This window comes from Actinomyces gerencseriae DSM 6844 (genome assembly GCF_000429265.1).
Classification (GTDB): domain Bacteria; phylum Actinomycetota; class Actinomycetes; order Actinomycetales; family Actinomycetaceae; genus Actinomyces; species Actinomyces gerencseriae.
This window is the reverse complement of record NZ_KE386872.1, coordinates 1-20,110: the sequence shown is the minus strand read 5'-3', so window position 1 is coordinate 20,110 and position 20,110 is coordinate 1. Positions and strand designations below refer to the sequence as shown.

The 20,110-nt window shown below is 71.1% G+C and carries 14 protein-coding genes; 5 read left to right on the top strand and 9 right to left on the bottom strand.

All coding sequences use genetic code 11. From position 1 onward, the window contains the following. The first annotated feature begins 213 nt into the window (after positions 1 to 213). Entirely contained in the window at positions 214 to 1,713 is a 1,500-nt protein-coding gene (locus G448_RS0111780) for an amidohydrolase family protein (RefSeq protein ID WP_026408148.1), read from the top strand. A 303-nt stretch (positions 1,714 to 2,016) separates the two neighbouring features. Next, positions 2,017 to 2,412, top strand: coding sequence for a hypothetical protein (locus G448_RS18895; protein WP_245572316.1), 396 nt, complete (start codon positions 2,017 to 2,019; stop codon positions 2,410 to 2,412). A gap of 99 nt (positions 2,413 to 2,511) precedes the next feature. On the opposite strand, the gene G448_RS0111765 is transcribed toward G448_RS18895, so the two are convergent. The 3 genes from G448_RS0111765 to G448_RS16415 form a co-directional block, all read right to left on the bottom strand. After that, positions 2,512 to 4,416, bottom strand: a complete 1,905-nt coding sequence (locus tag G448_RS0111765; RefSeq protein WP_026408147.1) for a hypothetical protein — start codon at positions 4,414 to 4,416, stop codon at positions 2,512 to 2,514. Between the two features lie 846 nt (positions 4,417 to 5,262). Then, positions 5,263 to 6,249 (bottom strand): hypothetical protein, encoded by a 987-nt coding sequence (locus tag G448_RS17145; protein ID WP_051269007.1) that lies wholly within the window; start codon positions 6,247 to 6,249, stop codon positions 5,263 to 5,265. Continuing rightward, positions 6,246 to 8,201 (bottom strand): hypothetical protein, encoded by a 1,956-nt coding sequence (locus G448_RS16415; protein ID WP_051269005.1) that lies wholly within the window; start codon positions 8,199 to 8,201, stop codon positions 6,246 to 6,248. The genes G448_RS17145 and G448_RS16415 overlap by 4 nt, the downstream gene beginning before the upstream one ends. Positions 8,202 to 8,451: 250 nt before the next feature. Between G448_RS16415 and G448_RS0111745 the strand changes: the two genes are divergently transcribed. After that, on the top strand, positions 8,452 to 9,738 hold the full coding sequence (locus G448_RS0111745) for a hypothetical protein (RefSeq protein ID WP_026408146.1): 1,287 nt from the start codon (positions 8,452 to 8,454) through the stop codon (positions 9,736 to 9,738). A 55-nt stretch (positions 9,739 to 9,793) separates the two neighbouring features. Here G448_RS0111745 and G448_RS0111740 read toward each other — a convergent pair whose 3' ends face one another. Then, the gene (locus G448_RS0111740) at positions 9,794 to 11,509 is read right to left on the bottom strand and encodes a DUF885 domain-containing protein (RefSeq protein WP_026408145.1); all 1,716 of its coding nucleotides are present in this window, start codon (positions 11,507 to 11,509) and stop codon (positions 9,794 to 9,796) included. Between the two features lie 192 nt (positions 11,510 to 11,701). On the opposite strand from G448_RS0111740, the gene G448_RS0111735 reads away from it, so the two are divergent. Further along, positions 11,702 to 12,526 (top strand): CPBP family intramembrane glutamic endopeptidase, encoded by an 825-nt coding sequence (locus tag G448_RS0111735; RefSeq protein WP_026408144.1) that lies wholly within the window; start codon positions 11,702 to 11,704, stop codon positions 12,524 to 12,526. An 88-nt stretch (positions 12,527 to 12,614) separates the two neighbouring features. Here the strand turns inward: G448_RS0111735 and G448_RS0111730 are convergent, their stop codons facing one another. Beyond that, positions 12,615 to 13,331, bottom strand: coding sequence for a prepilin peptidase (locus tag G448_RS0111730; RefSeq protein ID WP_026408143.1), 717 nt, complete (start codon positions 13,329 to 13,331; stop codon positions 12,615 to 12,617). Positions 13,332 to 13,593: 262 nt separating this feature from the next. Here G448_RS0111730 and G448_RS0111725 point away from each other — a divergent pair, with 262 nt between their 5' ends. After that, a complete protein-coding gene (locus tag G448_RS0111725) occupies positions 13,594 to 14,283 on the top strand; it encodes a low molecular weight protein-tyrosine-phosphatase (protein ID WP_026408142.1) in 690 nt (229 codons plus the stop codon). Positions 14,284 to 14,326: 43 nt separating this feature from the next. Here G448_RS0111725 and G448_RS0111720 read toward each other — a convergent pair whose 3' ends face one another. From G448_RS0111720 to G448_RS19275, 4 genes are all read right to left on the bottom strand, one after another. Beyond that, the gene (locus G448_RS0111720) at positions 14,327 to 15,499 is read right to left on the bottom strand and encodes an alpha/beta hydrolase (protein ID WP_034495288.1); all 1,173 of its coding nucleotides are present in this window, start codon (positions 15,497 to 15,499) and stop codon (positions 14,327 to 14,329) included. 1,058 nt (positions 15,500 to 16,557) lie between these two features. Beyond that, positions 16,558 to 17,898, bottom strand: coding sequence for a DUF4921 family protein (locus tag G448_RS0111715; protein ID WP_026408140.1), 1,341 nt, complete (start codon positions 17,896 to 17,898; stop codon positions 16,558 to 16,560). 210 nt (positions 17,899 to 18,108) lie between these two features. Next, positions 18,109 to 18,777, bottom strand: coding sequence for a GOLPH3/VPS74 family protein (locus G448_RS0111710; protein WP_026408139.1), 669 nt, complete (start codon positions 18,775 to 18,777; stop codon positions 18,109 to 18,111). Between the two features lie 4 nt (positions 18,778 to 18,781). Beyond that, positions 18,782 to 19,171 carry a DUF3039 domain-containing protein gene (locus G448_RS19275; RefSeq protein ID WP_156911032.1) on the bottom strand — a complete coding sequence of 130 codons (390 nt, stop codon included), beginning with the start codon at positions 19,169 to 19,171 and terminating at the stop codon, positions 18,782 to 18,784. Between the last annotated feature and the right edge of the window lie 939 nt (positions 19,172 to 20,110).

Here is a 20,110-nt window from a genome sequence, read left to right as displayed (position 1 = left end):
TTCATGCCGAGGGGCCGGGCGCGTCGGGCCGTGTGAGGCGCCGGCGCGGCGGGCCCGGGCGGCCTCGGGCGCTTCCGCCGCCCCCCTCCCGTCGAGATCGGTTCGATTCCGCGTCGAGATCGGTCGAGTTCCGGCTCGAGATCGGTTCGGTGGGGCGTGCCCGGCAGTCGAGCACGGCGACGCCGGGATCGCGAAACCTGCGATCCTGGCATCATGACCGACTCTCCCCTCCCTCATCGCCCTGCACCGGGCGAGACCACCGGATGGATCACCCCTCCCACCGACGGCGGCGAGCGCCTCGATGGCCGTTCCACTGTCCTGGTGACCGCCGACCGCCTCATCACGGGGCGTCGCGGCGACGTGCCCGGCACCCTCGACGTCGTCGGCGACGTGCCCGCCGTCGGGCCCGATGGGGAGAATGCGGACCGGGCCGAGGCCGCTCGGCGCGCCGGGCGCGGGGGAGCGGTGGTGCTGCGCCGCAAGCGCATCCTGTTCGCGGGCACCGTCGCCGAGGCCGAGGCCCGACTGTCCTCCCGGACCGATCTGGCCATCGCCGACGTCGAACGCCTCGATCTGCCCGGCTCCACCCTCATGCCCGGCCTCATCGAGACCCACGACCATCTGCCCACCTCCGGCACCGACGTCGAGTACCCAGACTACGGCCCTCACGAGGTCGCCCGACTGACCCTCAACGCCGTGCACTCGGCCCGCGAGCTGCTCAGCGTCGGAGTCACCAGCGCCCAGAGCCTGGGGGCGCGCCACTACGTGGATGTCGCCGTGCGCGACGCCATCGAGCACGGGGACGTGCGCGGGCCGCGCGTGATCGCCTCCGGGCCGCAGATCACCACGACCGGAGGGCACTCCTATCACGCCGGTGCGGAGGCGGACTCGCTCGACCAGATCCGCCGCGAGGTGCGCCATCACCACAAGATGGGGGTCGATACGATCAAGGTGATGTCCACGGGCGGTTTCATGACGGGCGGCTCGGCGCCGTGGTTCGCGCAGTTCAGCCAGGACGAGCTGGAGGCGCTCGTCGCCGAGGCGCACCGACTGGGCAAGTGGACGGCCGCCCACGCCCACGGCGTCGAGGGCATCGAGCGGGCCGTGCGCGCCGGCATCGACTACGTCGCCCACGCCTCCTTCATCACCGCGGAGGGGCGCAGCGAGTTCGATCCGGCCCTGGCCGATGAGATGGCGCGCTCGGGCGTGTACGTCGATTGCACCATCACCGCCGATATGCCGCGGATGCTCCAGCGCGATGACTCCTACGCCCCGCCCGTGCGGCAGCTGTGGGAGCACGGCGTCAGGATCGTCGCCGGGCACGACGCCGGGATCCCCGAGGTGCCGCAGCGCGGCTACGTCGCCGATCTCGAGGCGCTGGAGTGGATCGGCCTGCCGCGCACCGAGGTGATCCTCGCGGCGACGTCGCGGGCGGCCGCCGCCATCGGGCGCGCGGGCGTGACCGGTGTGCTGTCGGAGGGATTCGAGGCCGACCTCATCGCTGTGGCGGGCGACCCGCGCGAGGGCCTGGGGGCGCTGCGCCGTCTGACCCTCGTGGTGACGCGCGGGCGCGAGTTCGTGCCCGATCGGCTCGAGGGCGTGCCCCTGCTGGTGGACGACTCCCTGGGCGGTCTGGGGCCGATCGGCCCCGCCGCGACCCTGGCGACGTGGCGCGCCCGCGCCGAGCGGCGTCGGGCCCACCCGGAGGTGTGACCGTGACTCGGGGTCGGGAGGGCGGTACGACTCCGCGCCGCGCGGTCGTACCCTTCCACCCGCGGTCGTACCTGATGCCGCGCGGTCGTACGGTAGACGGGATCTAAGGTACGACCGCGCGATGCCGGGTACGACCGCGCAGGTTCATGTACGACCGCGGCGCCTTCGCGCGACGACGGCGGCGAGGCTCCACTCGTATAACGGATTGATAACTACAGTGAGGGAATGGGGTATCGACGGAGAGTCTTCAAGCACGGGATCCAGAGCGAGGATATCGACCATGCGCTCGCATACCCTCTCGAGGTGCGCTATCACGACGGGTACGTCATGGTTCTCGGGTCGGACCGGCCTGGTGAGCTCCTCGAGGTCGCAGTCGACGGCACGGGCCAGGTGTTCCACGCGATGAAGGCTCGGCCGACGTACTCCAGGCGGCTGCAGGGAGCGGTGGCCGCGCGGAGCACCAAGGAGATGCTTCATGAGATCGAGCGGACCGTCGACGGCCAGGGACCCGATGCGGTGGCGTGGACGGATGATCCTCAGTTGACGGGCATCACCCTGGCCCAGCTCCGGCTGGCCGCGGCCGAGGCCGACCTCGACGCGGCTGTTGCCCGTGCGCGGGAGAGCGGAAAGTCCTGGCGTCAGATCGGCGACATTCTGGGGATGACCTGCCAGGGCGCGGGCAAGGGGCTCACCGCTTGACCGATCTCGGCGCGGAACCGGACCGATTTCGAGCCGGAACTGAACCGATCTCGGCGTTTGGGGGGCTCGCGGATCCGACTCGCTCTCGCTGCTCCGCCTTCACTGCGCGGACACTGCGTACAAGCGGATGGAGGCGCGATCCTCGGCGTCCCCCGTCTCATCCGTCTCGGCCGCGAGGAGCGTGGCACCGGGCGCGCTCACGGCGGCGACGTCCTGCCCGAGATGGCCGAGGAGCACCTGCTGCTGGGGTGCGCCCGTCCCGTCGGCGCCGTCGGACCGTGGCCGCACCGATCCGTCCTCGACGGGTACGGCGACCCCGGCGCTCCCGTCGCCGGGCCTGATGACCAGCGAGGTCATGGTCCCGGCGTCATGCTCGCCGTGCTCGACCCCGACGCGGGCCGATGCGAGGCCCGGGTCCTCCCGCGGCGTGCGGACCCGGCCGGTGGCGGTGTCGAGGGCGGCGGCAACCGGCACGAGTTCGTCGCGGTGGGCGCCGGCATCACCCATGTCGATGTCGCTGGAGCGCTCCCCGTACAGGCACAGATCGCCCGAGGCCCGACTGGCCCCGATATTGGCCCCGGAGGTCGTCCCCAGCGGAACCGGCTCCGTGGGGTCGATCCATGCCGACGTCGACGCGGGGGAGGCCGTCCCCGCGGAGTAGAGGTAGATGCTCCCGGTCGCCAGGCCGTCGATATTGACGGACTGCGTGGACCATCCCAGGGTCCGGGGTTGGCCGGGGCGGGAGCTCGTGGAGCTCTGCGCGGCCCGGGACGCGCCCTCATCGGTGAGCTGGGCGATCCATCCGTCGACGACGACGATCGAACCGGTGGTCGGGTCGGTCAGGACATTGTCGAGCGACTGCATGTCCCCTCGACTGCCGTCGGGGGTGAGCTGCACCGTGGTCGTGGGAACATCGGCGCCCTCGCTCGGCGCGACACTGCTCAGGAAGGTGATGTGCCCGGCTGGACCGGAGTAGCCCAGGTCCAACGGCCGGCTCGGGGACACCGGTGTCGGCTCCGTCAGGGCCCACTCCCTCTGACCGCCGTCCAGGGTGAGGGCCTGAGGGCCGTCGAGGGCCATGCGGTCGGTCAGCTGGAGCGAGGCGTCCTGGTGGCTCATGCGCTCCGTGGTGACCGCGCCGGTCAGGGTGTCCAGGACGATGAGGACCGAGTCGTGGTTCGCGCCCGTCGTTCCCGAAGGCCTTGAATCGCCGATGCCGAAGCGCAGAGCCAGGTGGCGCGCGTCGGGGCTCGGAACGGCGTAGCGCTCGCCGGCCGTTCCGGTGCCCGAGCCGATGGGGACGATGGTGGCGCCCGGGCGCTCGTAGCTCCACCGGGTCGAGCCGTCCTGCGGGTCGAGGCCCCGCACGGCGCCCTGCTCGACGAGGACGGGGCCGGCGGCCCCCGCCATGAGGTCCAGGGCACCGCGCGAGGTCAGCGTCCACGCGAGCTCGCCGGAGATCGTATCTGCGGTGGTCGGGAGCTCGGCCGGCGCGGGCGCCGTCGTCGAGATGACGGTGCGGGCGAGGGCGTTGGGGAGGATGGCGGCCCCCACCAGGGCCAGGGCGGTCGCCGAGGCGATCGTCAGGAACGCGCTCGGCCGCAGCGGCGCCTTGGATGCGGGGGGCGGATGCCTCGCCGTCCAGCGCCGCACGGCGTCGCCCGCCAGGAGCGCCCCCGCGGCCAGGATCCCCGCGCTCAACGGGGGCAGGTGGTGGGGCGGGAATCTCGTGGCGACGAGCTGCTGGCGCCACGCCAGAATGAGCACTGCGCTCGCCCCGACGGAGGTGGCGACCTCCGTCGCCATCAACAGGCTCAGGCCGATACGGCCGCGTCGGCCGGTCAGGCCGACGATCCACATGATGCCAGCGCCGATTGCGCCGAGGGCGAGAGGCACTCCCAGGGGAACCGGACTGGGGATCGGCAGGCGCAGATGCCACCAGGTCGCCAGGGCGCCGTCGAGCACCAGGGCGGCCAATGACCCCCACGAGACGGCCTGCGCCACCGAGCCGAGACGCGTCCGAACGGGTCGTGGGATCGCGGCGCCCGCACGAGGGGCTCGCGCGCCCGGGTACGGGTACCCGACCCCGGGAGGGCTCGGCCAGCCCGTGGCGCCGTGCACCGGGGTTCCGGGAGCAGAGGTGTATCGCGGGTGCGTGCCGTGTGGCTGTGGAGGTGGAGTCACGTGATGGTCCATCGCCCTGACGATGAGGTATGGAGGTGCGGTCCCCTGCCCGCTCTGGTTCGCTCGGCCCTGCGGAGGCGGCAAGACATTCTCTCATGACGGGCATGCGTCTGGGCTGTTCACCTGGGATTCACCGGGGATGAGGGTCGCCGATCTCGTCCCCGTTCGCGCTGACGCTCCGGCTGGGGCGATTCAGCCTGGGCACCGGGCCGGCGCGCATCGTCAACGTGCCCTTGCGGCATGAACGGAGCCCTCCCCCATCCGACTGCATGTGAATGCCAGTGGTTTGTGAGAAGAATACGTTCATGTTGCGAAGGTGCGTTCGCGCCGCGAACCGCCGCCGTTGACACCCGCGCGCGGGGCCCCATCGGATCGGGGGGCGCCTTCAGACCGGTGCAGTGGCCTTCAGGCCGATGGCGAGGCCTTCGCCCCCCCCCCCCGCACCCTGGTGGCGCGCGGAGTATGTGGGAGTGAGAACGTCGCGGCATTCATCGACCTGAACGGCGTCACCGATGAGGGCGACCTGCACGATGTCGAGAGCGTGGCGACCGTCGTCGACCCTGTTGGCAACTACGATGCGGCGCTTGAGACCGTTACCGCACTCGTGCGACTCTGATCGCGCTCTTGAGACGCCGGGAGAAACGCCGCGGCATGCGCCGTGGAGAATCACGGCGCCAACTGATCGATTGGGATCCTGCTCGTGTCGGGGAGGGCCCGCTTGTCCTTGTCCTCGGGTGGAGGCTCGGCGCTGCGCTGAGCGGCGTCGGCCGGGGAGTTGTAAACGCCGATGGTGCGATCGCGATAGACGGCGTCGACACCGGCGATGCTCCCGACCTCCGCACCCTGGGTGTCCACAGCGGTGAGCGTGACCGGCCCGGAGGCTTCTCCACGGTTCTCTCGGATCATCTTCCGCGGCGATAGGAGCAGGGAGCCGGGGCCCGCGCCGGCGAGCCACTGCCCGCTGGGGAATGAGGAGCCGAAGGCCGTTGGATCATTCAGTGGGAAGATGTTGATGACCCCCTGGCCGGCGCCGCCGGGGAAGGGCCACTGAGCCGTCTGGACGGCGAGGACGTCATCGGTCAGCGCCTGTCCCAGAACAATCCCGTGGACCGTGGCGTTGCGCGCGAGTTCGCCGGTGGCGGTGTCCAGCACCACGACGTCGCTGCGCTGCTCCGCCGTGGAGTCCGCCCTCCCGGACGGGAAGACAAAAGACAGGTGGGCGCCGTCGGAGCTGAGGATCACGCGGGAGGTCGGGTTGCTATCAGTTAGATCGTCAAGCAGTTCGCTGCTCAGAACCTGCAGATCGTCGTTGTGGCCGCTGGAGTCGGCACTGTGCGTCGTCCGATTGATCTCAACGGCCCAGAGCATCTGCTCGTCGGCGTCGTACTGGACCACCGTAGTCGTCTCGGTACTGGGATCCTCACCGGTACTCCCCTGGTCGAACAGGAAGATCCGTCCGGACTCGGTGTCGAGCCCGGAAGGATACAGATGCGTACCGATCCCCTCGACCTGGTCCGCGGAAATCGCCGTGACGTTAATATTCGCATCGTCCTCCGCCTTTTCCGCGCCGTCCCCTCCGCTCTGCTGGGAACAGGCACCCAGCAGAGCGAGCATGAGTGCGAAGGCCACCGCGCGATGCGGGATGAGCCTCATGAGCCGCCTCCCGCTCCCGGGAAGGCGATGAGCCGGACGGTGTCCGATCTGCTCTCCAATCCGGTCACCTGGACCACCAGCGTCACTCCCGGAGTACTGAGGGCCGTCATGCCCGATTCGCTGCTGGATAATCGGATCTGCTCGGAGTCGACGAGCCACGGGTTGAAGACGCCGATGCTGGGAGCGAGATAGGAGGTCGTGGCGTCCACGGGGCGGGACACGCCTTCGCTGCCGTCGCCCGGGGCGATGGTGAGGCGATTCTCGACGTCGTCGCCAGCCGCCTGAATCGTAATGCCGATTCTGGCGGCTGCCAGACCCGGTGTGTGGGTGGCATCGGTGACGGCTCCCGTCGCCGGATCGAAGACGGAGCCGACCATGCCGGCGAGCGCGGTGGCGGGCCTGAGAGGCCGGTCCGTTGCCCAGTGTGTGCCCTCAGGTGGAGGCGGCACGGTGACGAGACGATTCGCCGCCATACTCGCCTGCCTGTTGACGGACGAGGCCGTACCCAGGCCCGTGCGGGTGGTGTCGGCGCCGTCGACTCCCGCGAGCGAGTCGAGGCTGACGGCCTGCGCCCCGTCGTCGGCGAGGACGGCGATCCATCCGGTACTCACCACAAGACCTTCATCGATGGGCGTCAGGACTCTCTCGACCGTCTGCGTCGCCGACGGATTCGACTGCGGCGCCACCGTGAGCGTTGTGACCGATGTGTCCTCCTCCTTCGCCGCATTATTCCCCGCGGATGCGGTCTTGGGATCCAGGACGAATGAGGAGTGACCGGCAGGGCCTGAATAGCCCCGAGGAGGGGAATCGTACGTTTTCTTGCTTTCCTTCGGCAGAGTCCACATGCGCGAGCCGTCCTCCAGGCTGTAGGCGTCGCGCCCGTCCAGGACGGCGCTGTCGGTGAGTTGGAGCCGCCCGCCGTCGCTCAGGTGCTCCGTGACGACCGCACCGGAGACGGTGTCTAGAACGACGGTTCTCCACTCGGGGACGTTGTCGAGAAAAATACCGGGGCCCGGCCGACGCAGGGACACATATCGGTGGTCGGGGCTCGTAATGAGTCTGGACGACTTGCCGATGACGGAATTCCCGGCTTCCATTTCGCTGTTATTGCTTGCGATGTCCTTGAAGCAGAAGCTCCAGGTCACCGAGCCGTCGGCGGGATCGAGTCCTTGGACCTTATCGGGCGTGAGGATGACGGGACCGGCCGCGCCGCCGACGATATCGTCGAGCGCGATGAGGTCCAGGTCCCAGGCCGGGTCCGGGGCGAAGGTGGTCGGAGCAGTGGGGAGGCCCTCGGCCGCGATCGTCGGCGCCGTGATCCCCTCTCCCGGGACTCTGCGGATCTGGGCGATGGCGATGGTACCGGCCATGACGAGTGCGGGGATGAGGGTGGCCACCCACCATACGGGGCGGTTCGGCCCGTGGAAGAAGAAAGCGTCGTCGTCGGAGGTCAGCCGCGGGGTGTTGAGGAGCGCGCTGCCGATGGTGATGATCGCCAAGCTGGTCGGGATGAGGGCGACGAGGAGGATCTCCGTGATGCTGACCCCGGTGAACTCGACGATTGTGTTCCATCGGCGCGCCGAGATCACGATCGCCCAACCTGACAGCCACAGGGCGACGGCGATCAGGATGAGACGCAGGCACATGACGGTCCGTCGTCCGCCGGCCCGGCCATCGCGGTCCGTGGATCCCTGGATGATGCGAATAACGTCGTCGACCACCCAGACTGCAACAATCCAGAAGCTGCTGACATACGTGACATCCTTGGGGAAGTCGAGGCGGGCGCGGTTGCTCGGCTCGCCGCTCGCGGGGAAGAAAGCGAGGTCGGGACGGCCGGGCCAGAGCAATCTCGCCGTGAAGGCCGCGGCGAGGAGCATGAAGGCTCCCATGACGAGGGTGCGTAGAGCGCGGCGCAGACAGGGCGCGTTCAGATGCAGGCGGGCAGGGGCCATGCTCTTAGTATGGTCCGGATGACGCCGGAGAGAGGACGTTCGCCGGCCTGATGATCCCGACATGGTGAAAGAAGCCGTCGGGGGCTCGTGGAGGCATGCCGAGGCCGGGAGCGCGCCGACGCCGCGGTTCTGGAGACCGTCGTGTGCGAGGGCGCTGGTAGCGGGGCGCGGCGCCCAGAGCCCCAGAAGGAGACGGCCCCCCAGAACTGATACTTGCCAGTACAGGGCGCCGTCCCGATGATGGCGCACTATGACTGTCCCCATGGCCGCCCCCGCCCCGAGCCCCTCGCCTCCGCCCGGTGCGCTCCGGCCGCCGGGCGCGCCCCCGGGTCCCGTGCCGGGCGGTGCGGTGGCGGGGCGCTCCGCACTCGAGGTCGTGCTGCCCGCACTCCTGATCTCCGTGGCGCTGGTGTCCACCGCGGCGATCACGATCGTCGACTACGACGACTCCAGCGTCGGCCCTGTTTTCGCCGCGGCGAGCCTCGTTCTCGGGGACTCGGGCACCTGGGTCCTCGTCGCCGGTATCGTCCTGTGCCTGCGACGTCGGGCTGCGGTGGGGGCCTCCGCTTCACTGCTCGCCGTCACTCCAGTGGTCCTCGCCGACTGGAACATCGTGTCGAGGATCCTGATGGGCGTCATCCTCATCGCCGTCCCGCTCCTCATCGCGCTCGTCCTCCCCCTGGCGTCTCCACCTCGGGAGGAGCCGCGACCGGCGGCGCTTCAGCTCTCGCAGGGCGCCGTCGTCGTCCTCACCCTGGACCCCGTCGTGTTCCTCATCGGCACCCTGCACGGCCTCATGGGATACCCGGCGTACCCGCACGACAGTCACGGGTGGGAGTTCTCTCCCGATCCCCCGGGAGTGTACGTCGGCTTCACCGTCATTCTCCTGCTGGGGGCAGGGGCGCTCGTGGCCGTCCGCCTCCGGAGCTCGCGCCTCCTCTACGCCGGGCTCGTCACCGCCCAAGTGGTCAGCTGGATCGTGCTCGGTGTCGTGGAGGGTGGTGCGCTGGGCGAGTACGTGGCCACCATGCTCACCCTCATTCTCGCGCTCCTCGTATGGACACGACCGGTGGGGCGGTGGTTCGCGGGGACCTGGACGCTTGCCGTCGGACGATCCGCCGTCGCCCCCGCACCCGTCGCCCCGTACGTCGCGCCGCAGCAGATCCTGGGCGCGGACGGGCGGATCTACACCGTGGTGCCCGCTCAGACGCCTGCGCCCTTCCCGACGGCGCCCCCGGCCGCTGCCGGCGCACCCGTGCCGGCTCCCCTCCCCGGGACGGCACCCGAGCCGACCGTTCCGCATGCTGCGGTGGCACCCCCAGAGACATCCGCGCCGCACGTGGCGGCCGAGACGCCAGAGGCGGACCGGCACAGGACGCGCCCCGCCGACTCTCCCTCCGTGCCGCACGCGGCGGCCGCGCCGTCCGGGGCTCCCGTCTCGGATGAGACTGCCGCCTCGCCCGGGGCGGCTGCAACACCCGGGATGTCCGAGCCGCCCCAGACGGCCGCGCCGTCGTCGGAGTCCGCGCCGTCGTGATCGTCCCGCTCGCCTCGCCACCCCGGCCGACGATCGGGCGGCGCGCCACCAGCGCTCAGGCCAGCGCCTGGCGCAGGACGTCCAGGCCCACGCTGCCCAGGCGCAGCGCCCGAGTGTGGAAGTCTTTCAGGCTCGCCCCATTCGCGAGCGCGCGGTCCCGCGCCTCCTCCCACAGCCGCTGGCCCACCGCGTACGACGGCGCCTGACCCGGCCACCCCAGATAGCGGTCCAGCTCGAAGCGCAGGAAGGACTCCTCCATCGCCACGTTGTGCCGCAGGAAGGCCCAGGCGCTGCCCGCGTCCCAGGCGCCCTCGCCCACCCCGGGCAGGCCCGCCAGCTCGGGCGGCCGCCGCTTGCCCAGGTGCACCCCGATGTCGAGGACCACCCGCGCCGCGCGCAGCCGCTGGGAGTCGAGCATGCCCATGCGGTCGCCCGGGTCGTCCTGGAATCCCAGGTCGGCCATGAGCCTCTCGGCGTACAGCGCCCAGCCCTCGCCGTGCCCGCTCACCCAGCAGGCCAGACGGCGCCAGGAGTTGAGCTCGTCGCGCAGCCAGGTCTGCATGCCGACCTGCAGGTGGTGGCCGGGCACGCCCTCGTGGAAGACGGTCGTGCGCTCCTGCCAGGTGGAGAAGTCCTCGGTGCCCGCCGGCACCGACCACCACATGCGGCCCGGACGGGAGAAGTCGTCGCTCGGCCCGGTGTAGTAGATGCCACCGGTGGTCGACGGCGCGATGCGGCACTCCAGGGTGCGCAGCGGGGCGGGGATGTCGACGTGGACGCCGTCGAGCGCCGTCATCGCCTGATCCGAGGTGTCCTGCATCCACTTCTGCAGTGCCGCCGTGCCGTGAACGGTGCGCGCCGGGTCGGCGTCCAGCCGGTCCAGGGCCTCGCGCACGCCCACGCCGGGCCCGTACAGCCGCTCGGCGATCGCCCGCTGCTCGGCATCGATGGCGGCCAGGCGCTCCCGGCCCCACTCGTAGGTCTCGTCCAGGTCGACGACGGCGCCCAGGAACTCCCGGCTGAAGCGCTCGTAGCGCTCCCTGCCGACCGCGTCCACGGCGCCCGCCTCCGGGAGGATCTCCCCGGTGAGGACGTCGGCGATACGGGCGTATCCCTCCCGGGCGGTGGCGGCGGCGTCGCGCAGCTCCTCGGCCAGGGGCTCCGGGACCGGGGCGCCGTCGGCGGTGGCGGCGCCATCGATCAGCGCCGTGTAGGAGCTGGTCCTCTCCCCGGCCTGGTCGCGGGCCTGGGAGAGGGCCGCCTCGACCTGACGGCGCGCCGCGACGTCGCCGCGGGAGCGCGCCAGGCGCAGGCTCTCGGCGTACTGGCCGAGCGCCCGGGGGACGTCCCGCAGGGCGGAGGCGAAGTCCTCCCAGTCCTCCCGGGTGCCGGTGGGCAGGTTGTCGAAGAGATCGCGCAGGCCCTGGACGGGGCTCTCGATATTGTTGAGGTTGCGCAGGTTCTCTCCGGCCTCGGCGAGGTCCAGGCTCGTCCCGAGGCGCTCGCGCATGGCGGCGACGGTGACGCGGTCGACGTCGTCGGCCGGGACGGCGGAGTCCAGCTCGTGCAGCGTGGAGCGGGCCAGGTCGCTCAGGGCGGTCAGTCCCTCGGGGGAGTAGTCGTCGAGCTCGCCGCGGCGGCCGGGCAGACCGTTGTAGACGGCGAACTCCGGGGAGAGCTCGGCCAGACGGGCCACGTAGCGGTCGGCGACGACGTCGACGGCAGTCGCGGGGCGGGAGACGACGGGGGATTCGGAGGGGGAGGACGCCACGAGGCGAGTCTATGGCACGCCTGTGACATGGTCGGCCCCGCTGGCTGGTGCGGGGCCGGGCCCGTGGCTGATCCGGGGGCGGCCCGGGCCCGCCGTCGAACCAGGGCTCATCAGACCCGGGTCCGAGGCCCGCGCCGAATCTCCTCAGTCGGGGCGATACTCCTCGCGCGCCGGTGGCAGCACGCTCTCGGCATGAGCACCTCCGAACCCACTGAACTCGCTGAGTCTGCTGAATTCACTGAACCCACTGGCCCCATCAGCCCCACCGCTGCTGTCCCCGACGCCTCCTCCCCGCCACCGCGGTCGCCGCGCCGGGGCGGCTCCGGCGGGAGCGGAAGCGGGGCATCGCGAGCGACGACCATCGCGCTATCCGCCTTCGTCGCCATCTACACGGTATTCATCTTCATGGGCCTGGATCGCGGCCGGATTCCGGACACCTATCGAGTGCCTCTGCACCTGGCCCTCTTCTTCCTCCTGCTCCTCCTCGGGTGCGTCGCCTTCCGCCACGAACTGGCCCGGGCGGCCCGGCAGATCGCGGGCCACAGGCTCCGGGCCCTGCTGATACTGCTGGCCGGATTGGCGGGGGTCATCGTCGCCGAGCTCATCGGGGCCGCGCTCACGGATCTGCTGATCCGACTCACCGGCCTGTCGGGCACTCCACTGCAGAACGATCTGGAGCTCGGCCAGCTGATGCAGACCTACCCGTCCCTCCTCATGATCGTCGTCATCGGAGTCGTGGGCCCGGTTGTCGAGGAAATGTTCTTCCGTCAGTTCCTCATCGGTTTCATCGGGCGCTGGGCACCGACCTGGGCGGCCGTCGTCGTCTCCAGCATCCTGTTCGGCTCCCTGCACATGCACGCACTCGCCCTCTCCGAGGTCATCAGCGTTATTCCTCACGCCTTCTTCGGGCTCGTCTGCGGCATTCTGTACGTCAAGAGCGGTCGCAACCTCTACTACTCCGCGATTCTGCACGCCCTGATGAACCTCAATGCAGTCATACCGACTACTCTCTCCTGACAATGGGGATTCGAGCCGTTGCACGTGGGGCGGGTATTGCCCGTCGTGAGCTCGCCCGATCGGCCCCTCGCCGCGGGGCGCGCGATCATCAGGCGACGGCGAGGAGCCACGCCAGCCAGGCCCCGGCCCCCAGGTAGGGGCCGAAGGCCATCCGCTGCTTGCGGCCCGCCCTGCGCAGGACCAGGAGCACGACGGCGGCCAGGCCGCCGAGGAGGAAGCCCAGCATGACGCCGACGACGGACGCCTCGACGCTCAACCGTCCGAGCCATAGGGCGCAGAGAGCGCTCAGCTTGACGTCGCCGAGCCCCATCCCCGAGGGCAGCATCGCCAGGAGATACATGACGAGGCCGACTCCGAGCGCGGAGAGCGCGGCTCGCCCCACGGGCCGAGCCGCCTCGCCGACGGGCGCGCCCGAGACCACCTCGGCTCCGAGACGCACGACGGTCGCTGCGATCAGCCACAGCGCCGCCCGGCCGAGCAGCCGGTCGGGCAGACGGTGGCACACGGCGTCGACGCAGCAGGCCGCTCCCAGGACGGCGACGAAGGGGAGCGCCACGACCGTGTCCGCGAGGGCCCCGCTCAGGACTCCCCACCAGGTGACCGGGACCAGCAGCGCGAGGGCGACCACCGCCTGAGGGCGTCGTTCCAGCAGTCGGGGGTGGCGGATTCGCGGCGTCCTCGCGGAGGGGCTCGACGCCTCGAGGCGGGCCACGTAGTCGCGGGCGGCTGACGCGGCCGGTCCTACGGCCAGTACCAGGGAGACGAGTGCGACGACGGGCGGGACCAGGGATAGGGCTGTCGGCATGGGCCCAGCCTTTCACGCCCGATCGGCCGCGGGCACCGGGTGCGCTCGGCGACCACCCGGAGATCCCGGATAGATCGCCGGATCGGCCGCGGGCACCGGGTGCTCGGCGGAGAGGGCGCATTCGCCGCCCGCATCGGCGGGCCCGGGCCGCGCCCGGTGCAGCGGCGGACTCGGCCGGACGATCCGGCGGGCCCCGGGCGGGCCCGGGCCGCGCGCCGACGTCGGGCCCGACGGAGGCCGGACGGCTTGCCATACCCGTTCCATGCGCGAGAGCCTGACCCGCATGCCCGTCACCATCACGCCCGCCGACCTGCCTGCGCCGCGCCGCGCCGACACCCCTTACACGATCTCGATGGTCTGCACCGGCAATATCTGCCGGTCGGCCATGGCCGAGGTGGTGCTCATCGATCGCCTCGCCGCGGCCGGCGTCCCCGCCTCGGGGCCCTCCGGCGTCGTCGTGACCTCCGCCGGGGTCTCCGATGAGGAGCACGGCAACCCCATCGACAGCCGCGCCCGCCGTCTCCTGGTCGAGCGCGGTTACGGCTCCGGGGGCGATGCCGCCGCGCGTGCGGTCGTCGCCGCCGTCTCCGGTCACGTCGCCCATCGGATCGACGACGCCGAGCTCGCGGGCGCCGACCTGGTACTGGCCATGACCGCGGCCCACCTCCGCGAGCTGCTGCGCCGTGCCGAGCGCCTCGACATCGACGCCGACCGCATCCGCATGTTCCGCGAGCTCGACCCGGCCGTCTCCGAGCTGATCGCCTCCGACCCGGCCGCCGGCGCCGAGCGGCGCGGGACGGCCGTCGGCCTGCGCGCTTCCCGTGGATTGGACGTGCCCGACCCCTGGTACGGGACCATGGAGGACTTCGTCGAGACTCTCGAGGTCGTCGAGCGCGTGTGCGATGCCCTCGCCCCGGTGCTGGTGGAGGCGTCGGCGCAGCGGGGGCGCTGACGGGCCGCCGGTCGGGCCGTCCGGACGCCGGTCTCTCGTCGGCCTACGCGCCCGTCCGCGTGGAGGCGCGCCCCAGCCTCGCCGTCAGCCACTCGGTCACGGTCGTCAGGTACTCCTCGCGCGCCGGCGAGGGCGAGAGCGCCAGGTCGTGCACCCCGCCCGGGATCTGCCGGACGGTGACGTCCGTTCCGAGGAAGGCCGAGCGCTGGACGATCTGCTCCACCGACAGCACGACGTCGCTGCGCAGGGCCTCCTCGGTGCCGACCTCGGGCCCGCCCGACGCCGTCGAGCAGCACACGAGCACGGGCACCTCGATGCCCAGGCCGTGGCGCACCTCCCGCTGGAGTCGGCGGATCCCCGCGAGGAATCCCGCGCGGACCGGGAAGGCCGGCGAGGGCTTGAGCCTCAGGTCCCAGTCCCACTCGCCGCCCCAGCGCCTGTGCAGCACCCGCACGTACAGGTCCACCTCGGCCGGTCCGGCGTCGGCGGCGACCGGGGCCCCGGCTTCGGGGGCGACGTCGTCCTCCTCCGTGCCGTCGGGGCCCTGCGCGCTCGCGGCCCGCGCTGCCAGACGCGCGCGCTTGCGCGCCCTGACCTCCGCCGGGTTGTCGATGATCCGCTCCGGGCTGCGCCGCGACAGCACGTCGACGTAGGCCGATCCGTAGGAGCGCATGAGTCCCGAGGCGTTCAGCTGGAGCCACGGGGAGTTGAGCGTCACCGCCTCCACGCTCCCGGGGTGGTCCCCCGCCCAGATGACCGCTTGCAGCCCGCCCGTGGAATGGCCGTTGAGAACGACGACGCCGTGCCCGTGCTCGGAGCGGATGATCCGCAGCGCCTCTCCGATCTCCTCGTCGTGGACGCGCAGGTCGCGCACGTCGTGCGGCGAGGGATGCCCCACGCCCGCTCGTCCGCAGGTCCGCAGGTCCAGGGCGTAGAACTCGTAGCCGGCCGACAGGAAGGCGTCGGCCAGGTGGGTCTGGAAGAAGTAGTCGTTGCGGCCGTGAAGGTAGAGCACGGCCTTGTCGTGGCGCGGCGCCCCCTGAGCGGTCGGCACCGCCCCGCGCTGGTGGACCAGGACGGCGTGGTCCGCACCGGGGGCCGCGACCTCGTCGGGGACGACGTCGATGCGTCGGGCCACCCACGGCTCTCCCAGGATGTCCGTGGTCATGCCCGTGCTCTTATCCGTGGCCGCAGCCAGTGCGGTGGGGGTTGGCATAGGGGCTGGAGCGGGCCCGACGGGCTCAGCGGGGGCGATCTCGGTCATGAGGAGCATCCTGGCACGTTCCACCGAGCGGGCGGTTGCGAGATGTGGTCGAGCTCGGGGCGCGTCTCGGCCCGAGTCGCTGGGCGTCCTCGGCTCTGCCGACGATGAGCGGCGGCGTCGCGACCCCGACCGGCGTCCTGCCGGCCGTTCTCGGCGCGAGTGGCGACGAGGGACACTCACCGCGCTGCCCCCGCTCGGGTCACCGGTTTCGCGGACGTACCTGGGGGCGCGCGGTCGTACCTGGGGGGCGAGGTCGTACCTGGGGGCGCGCGGTCGTACCTTGGAGTCCTTCTAAGGTACGACCGCGCGGGACTGCGTACGACCTCGCGCGCTCGGGTACGACCGCGAGTCTGGACGTACGACCGCGCGGACGTCGCGTATGTCGTCCGCGTGCCGATCCCAGTGCGCCGCTGCGCGCAGTGCTCGCGCATCAGCCGGGGGCTTGCGCGCACCGACCCGTCCGAGCCGACGATCACCCGGGAGCGAGGCCCGGAACTCAGAACGGCAGAAGCGGGAATCCACCGGTGGATCCGTGGAGTCCTGCGGCAGGGTGGGCGTCGGCCGGGTAGGTGCCAGAGTCCACCGGTGGATTCGAGTGCTGGTCTCGCACTGCGTCGAGGGCGGGGTTCTACGTCGTGACGTGGACGAACAGGGGCGAGGGGCACGGGGATTCTCGCCGTCAGGGGAAGTCGTTACGGTCGCCGCGCCGCCCGGCGCCTCCTCCTGCAGTGTCGCATGAGCCAGCCCCGCCTACCGGCGCCCCGCGCCCCGCCTACCGGCGCCCCGCGCGGCCCGACGCAGTGCGATGAGACGGGCACCTTGTCGGGTCGGGCCTCCCGGCCAACCACTCCGCGCGAGTCGGGTGTCGTCGGAGTCGTGCAGGAATGCCCGACTCGTGGTTCCGACCCCCGGGTGCGACGGCGTCGGACCGATCTCGAGCCGGAACTGAACCGATCTCGGCGCGGAACCGGACCGATCTCGGCGGGAGAGCTCGGGAGCGAGGGGGAGGGTCAGCGCCCCAGCACGGGGTTGTAGAGCAGCCGGTTGGGCTCGCGCGGGCACTCCTCGCCCACGGCCATCGGCGCGATGAGCCGATCGGCCCGCAGGTCCTCCAGGCGCGTCACGACCCGATCGCGCAGGGTCCACGGGTCGATGGTGTTGAGGTAGATCTTCGTGCCGCCCTCGAAGCCCGCCAGCGTGGAGACCCGCCACTTGAGCGTGATGTGCCACGGCATCGGCTGATCGACGTCGATCGGCTTGTGGTGCCACTCCTCGTTGCTGGGCACGTCCACGCCCGTGGCCGCGTGCAGCGCGTGCACGAGGTCCGCCACGGCGTCGACCTCCTCGCGGCTCATGAACCAGGGCTCGCACGTGGCCGACGTCGAGTACACCTCGAGCGTGGGGTAGCGGTGCCCGAAGCCGGCGAAGGCGACCGCGTGATCGTTGGAGGCCACCAGCAGCCCGCTGTAGGCGGCGTAGTCCACGCCCATCTCGTTGTAGAGGTTCGGGTTGCTCCGCACCCGCTGGAGCTCCAGCGAGGCGGACACACCCCGCTCATCGATGCCGACCAGCTGCTTGTGCAGATGGTCGAAGCTCGCCCCGGCGGGACGCAGCCAGTTCTGGAAGACCGCCACGTAGCGCACCCACCGGTTCGTCCGGTACAGGTCCGACATCGCCGCGACCGCCAGGCGCATGTAGGCGCGGTGCTCCGCGGGCGCCAGCGTGCCCGAGCCGGCCAGCCCGGTGGTGTCGATGGCGTCGTCGGTGAAGTGGCGCCGCGCGATGATGACGTCGTGGCCGCCCGCGAAGAAAGCGGCCAGGAATTGGTGGCGGGCGTCGTCGCTCATCGAGTCCCACGAGTCCGGATCCTGGCCGGAGGCGCGCAGCTTGCTCCGGGCCACGCGCGAGACGTGGGCGGCGCCCGCCGGATCGGCGAGGTAGGCCTCCATGTGCTCGCGGGCGGCGTCGGGGATCTCGTAGCCGTGGTTGGCGTGCCAGTAGTCGTAGGACAGGATCTCGAAGAGGTTGGGCACGCGGCGGAACTCGGCGACCGTGTCGAACAGGGCGCTCGCGGGCACGCCGTCGATCTGCTCGAAGCCGCCGTCCGGACGGGCGATGACGCGGTTCTTCTCCGGCGGTGTCTCGGTGTAGTGGGCCGGGCAGAAGGCGCAGGCGCGGGTGCGCTCGGCCGGGGTGAGGGCGTGGACCTCGGCGACCGGGTGGGAGATCGGCCGGTTGCCTCGGCCCGGGACCGTCCACACCTCCGTGCCGGTGAAGGGGCTGATCTGCTTGACGGTCCCGTCGTCCATGCGGGTTAGCGGCGCGGGGCCTGGAGAATAGGGCATGAGCATGAGGCTATTGTGGCGCAGATGACGGTGGAGCGCTCGGTCACCGTGCCGCGAGATGGGCGTTCTCAGGTGAGTCGCGAGTCGCGAGTCCGGCGACGCCGCCGTCCGGCTCGCGCCGGCATGCCCGGCTCGGCGTCTGTCGTGGGGGAGGGGGCTGGCGGATGCGGGGTGCTCGCCCGCCGTGGGCCTCCCCGACGTCGTGGGCCGCCCGACTTACTGAGAGGCGGTTGCCGCCGCCGACGTCGCCGCCACCACGGCTATGGTCGTGGCGTTGATGGCGTCCTGAATGGCGCGGGCAACGGCGTCTCCGGAGGCATTGGCCGGGCGCAGCGCCGTGATGGCGCGCTTGAGCTCTCCGCCCCTCATGCCCGTCTCGGTCGTCGGCAGGATCTTGGAGGCGAGTCCCATGCTCTGGAGAATGCCCAGCAGGGCGAGGTCGGCGTGGGCCGCGGGACGCTCACCGTGCAGGACGGCGTACAGGCGCTCCCGGGTGTCGTGCTCGGGGCCCGCGTCGAGGGTCGGGTACCGGGAGCTGAGGCCGAAGAGGCCGCCGCTGGTGCGCTCGATGACGCCGATCGCCTGAAGCCGGGCGGCGATGGCGTCGCGGGGCTTGATCCTGCCCCAGCTGATGAGCGACAGGAGCCTCTTGCCGTTCCTGATGGGCAGGACGGCGAGGGCGTCGTCGAGGGCGGCGAATCCGGTGGGAGAGGTGTCCAGAACGGTCATGCGCGGGCGCTTGTCGGCACTGAGCTCGATTCTTCCTGCTATGACGAGATCGAGCAGTACGGCTCCGCGCAGTCCGAGCTGATCGTTCCCGCCCCAGGATTCGGGGGCGCCGGAGTCCTTGGTCAGGAGCAGGAACAGTTCTTCGCAGATCAACATGATCTCAGGGTAGAGGTGGAAGCCCGTCGCGGGCCTCCTGCGCGGGGACGAGGCGCCCCCATCCGCGAGGCGGACTTTTCCGCGCGAGTCGGACGACGCCGTCGTCCGACTCGGGCCGGAATGCCTCGCGCCGGAATGCCTCGCGCCGGAATGCCTCGCGCCGGAATGCCTCGGGCCGGAATGCCCGACTCGGCGGGCCGGCTCCGAGAATCATGTCTGCGGCAGTTGCTTGTAGCGCCGAGCGCACTCCTCGCACTCGGGGCGCTCGGCGGGATCTGTTCTGGGAACGAAATAGACCCCCGCACAGTGATCGGACTGCGGCTCCGTTGACGCAGGCGTCTCCGATGCCACGGCGGTTGACCCAATGGGCGACTCGTCCCGGGGAGGACTCCATCAGTCGGTGGTCCTGCGAGGCGCTGCGCAGCTGTGTGATGTGACGTGCGCAGTGTCCTGGCTCTTTTATCGCCGAGTAGATTCCTCCGCCGAGAGCCCAGTTCTGCTCGGGAGGTGCGACGCTGATGGGAAAGCGCCATTGCTGCTCCAATTATTCGTAGAAGTCCTCGTGATCCCGGTGGTCGCCTTCGGCGAGACCGGCGGCTGCCACTCACGTCACTCCGTCTGAGTCCCACCGCACTCCAGCGCGCCACTGACTGGCGCTACCTCGATCAGGTTCTTCGTGTTGTGAAGGTGTGGTGGGTGGGGTGCGTGCGGTTGCTCGGGGCTTTTCTCGTCGGGGTCGTCGGGGTGCTGGCTGGTGGTCCTGGCGCGGGAGCGGGCTCGGGTCTTGGTCCCGCGTCGTTCCGCTGGTGGGGTCACTCGTCGTCGTGCCCTTGGAGGGCGCTGGCCCGCGTCGTACCGTCTGCCGGCGGGGGTCCGTTCCGGCGGACGGGTGTCCGATTCTGCTGCAAGGGTCCGGTTTCGGCCGGAACGCGCAGGAGGAATCGTTGATGTTCCGGGTTCTTCTCCGCTGTCGATACCGGTAGGCGGCTTCTTTGCAACAGGCCCGGGCGCGCCCCTGCGCGAATGAGTCTCGGAGGTCCCGGGTGCTCGTCGCGCGTTGTTTGCGGGTGCGCGCATTGGCGTCGGCATGGGTTCTGCTGCGTTCCGCGGGTCCCGCAGTCCTGCGCTGCTGGTCCGCGCGCCGTGCGCCGTCGGCCTGTGGAGCCCGGGGCGCCGGGGAGCGTATGCCGCTTCGTCGCCGTGCGTCATCGGTCCCGCGCGGTCGTACGTAAAGCCGCGTGGTCGTACCCCCGGCGCGCGCGGTCGTACGCAACTTCGCGCGGTCGTACCTTAGAGGGTCTTTAAGGTACGACCGCGCGCTTCCGGGTACGAC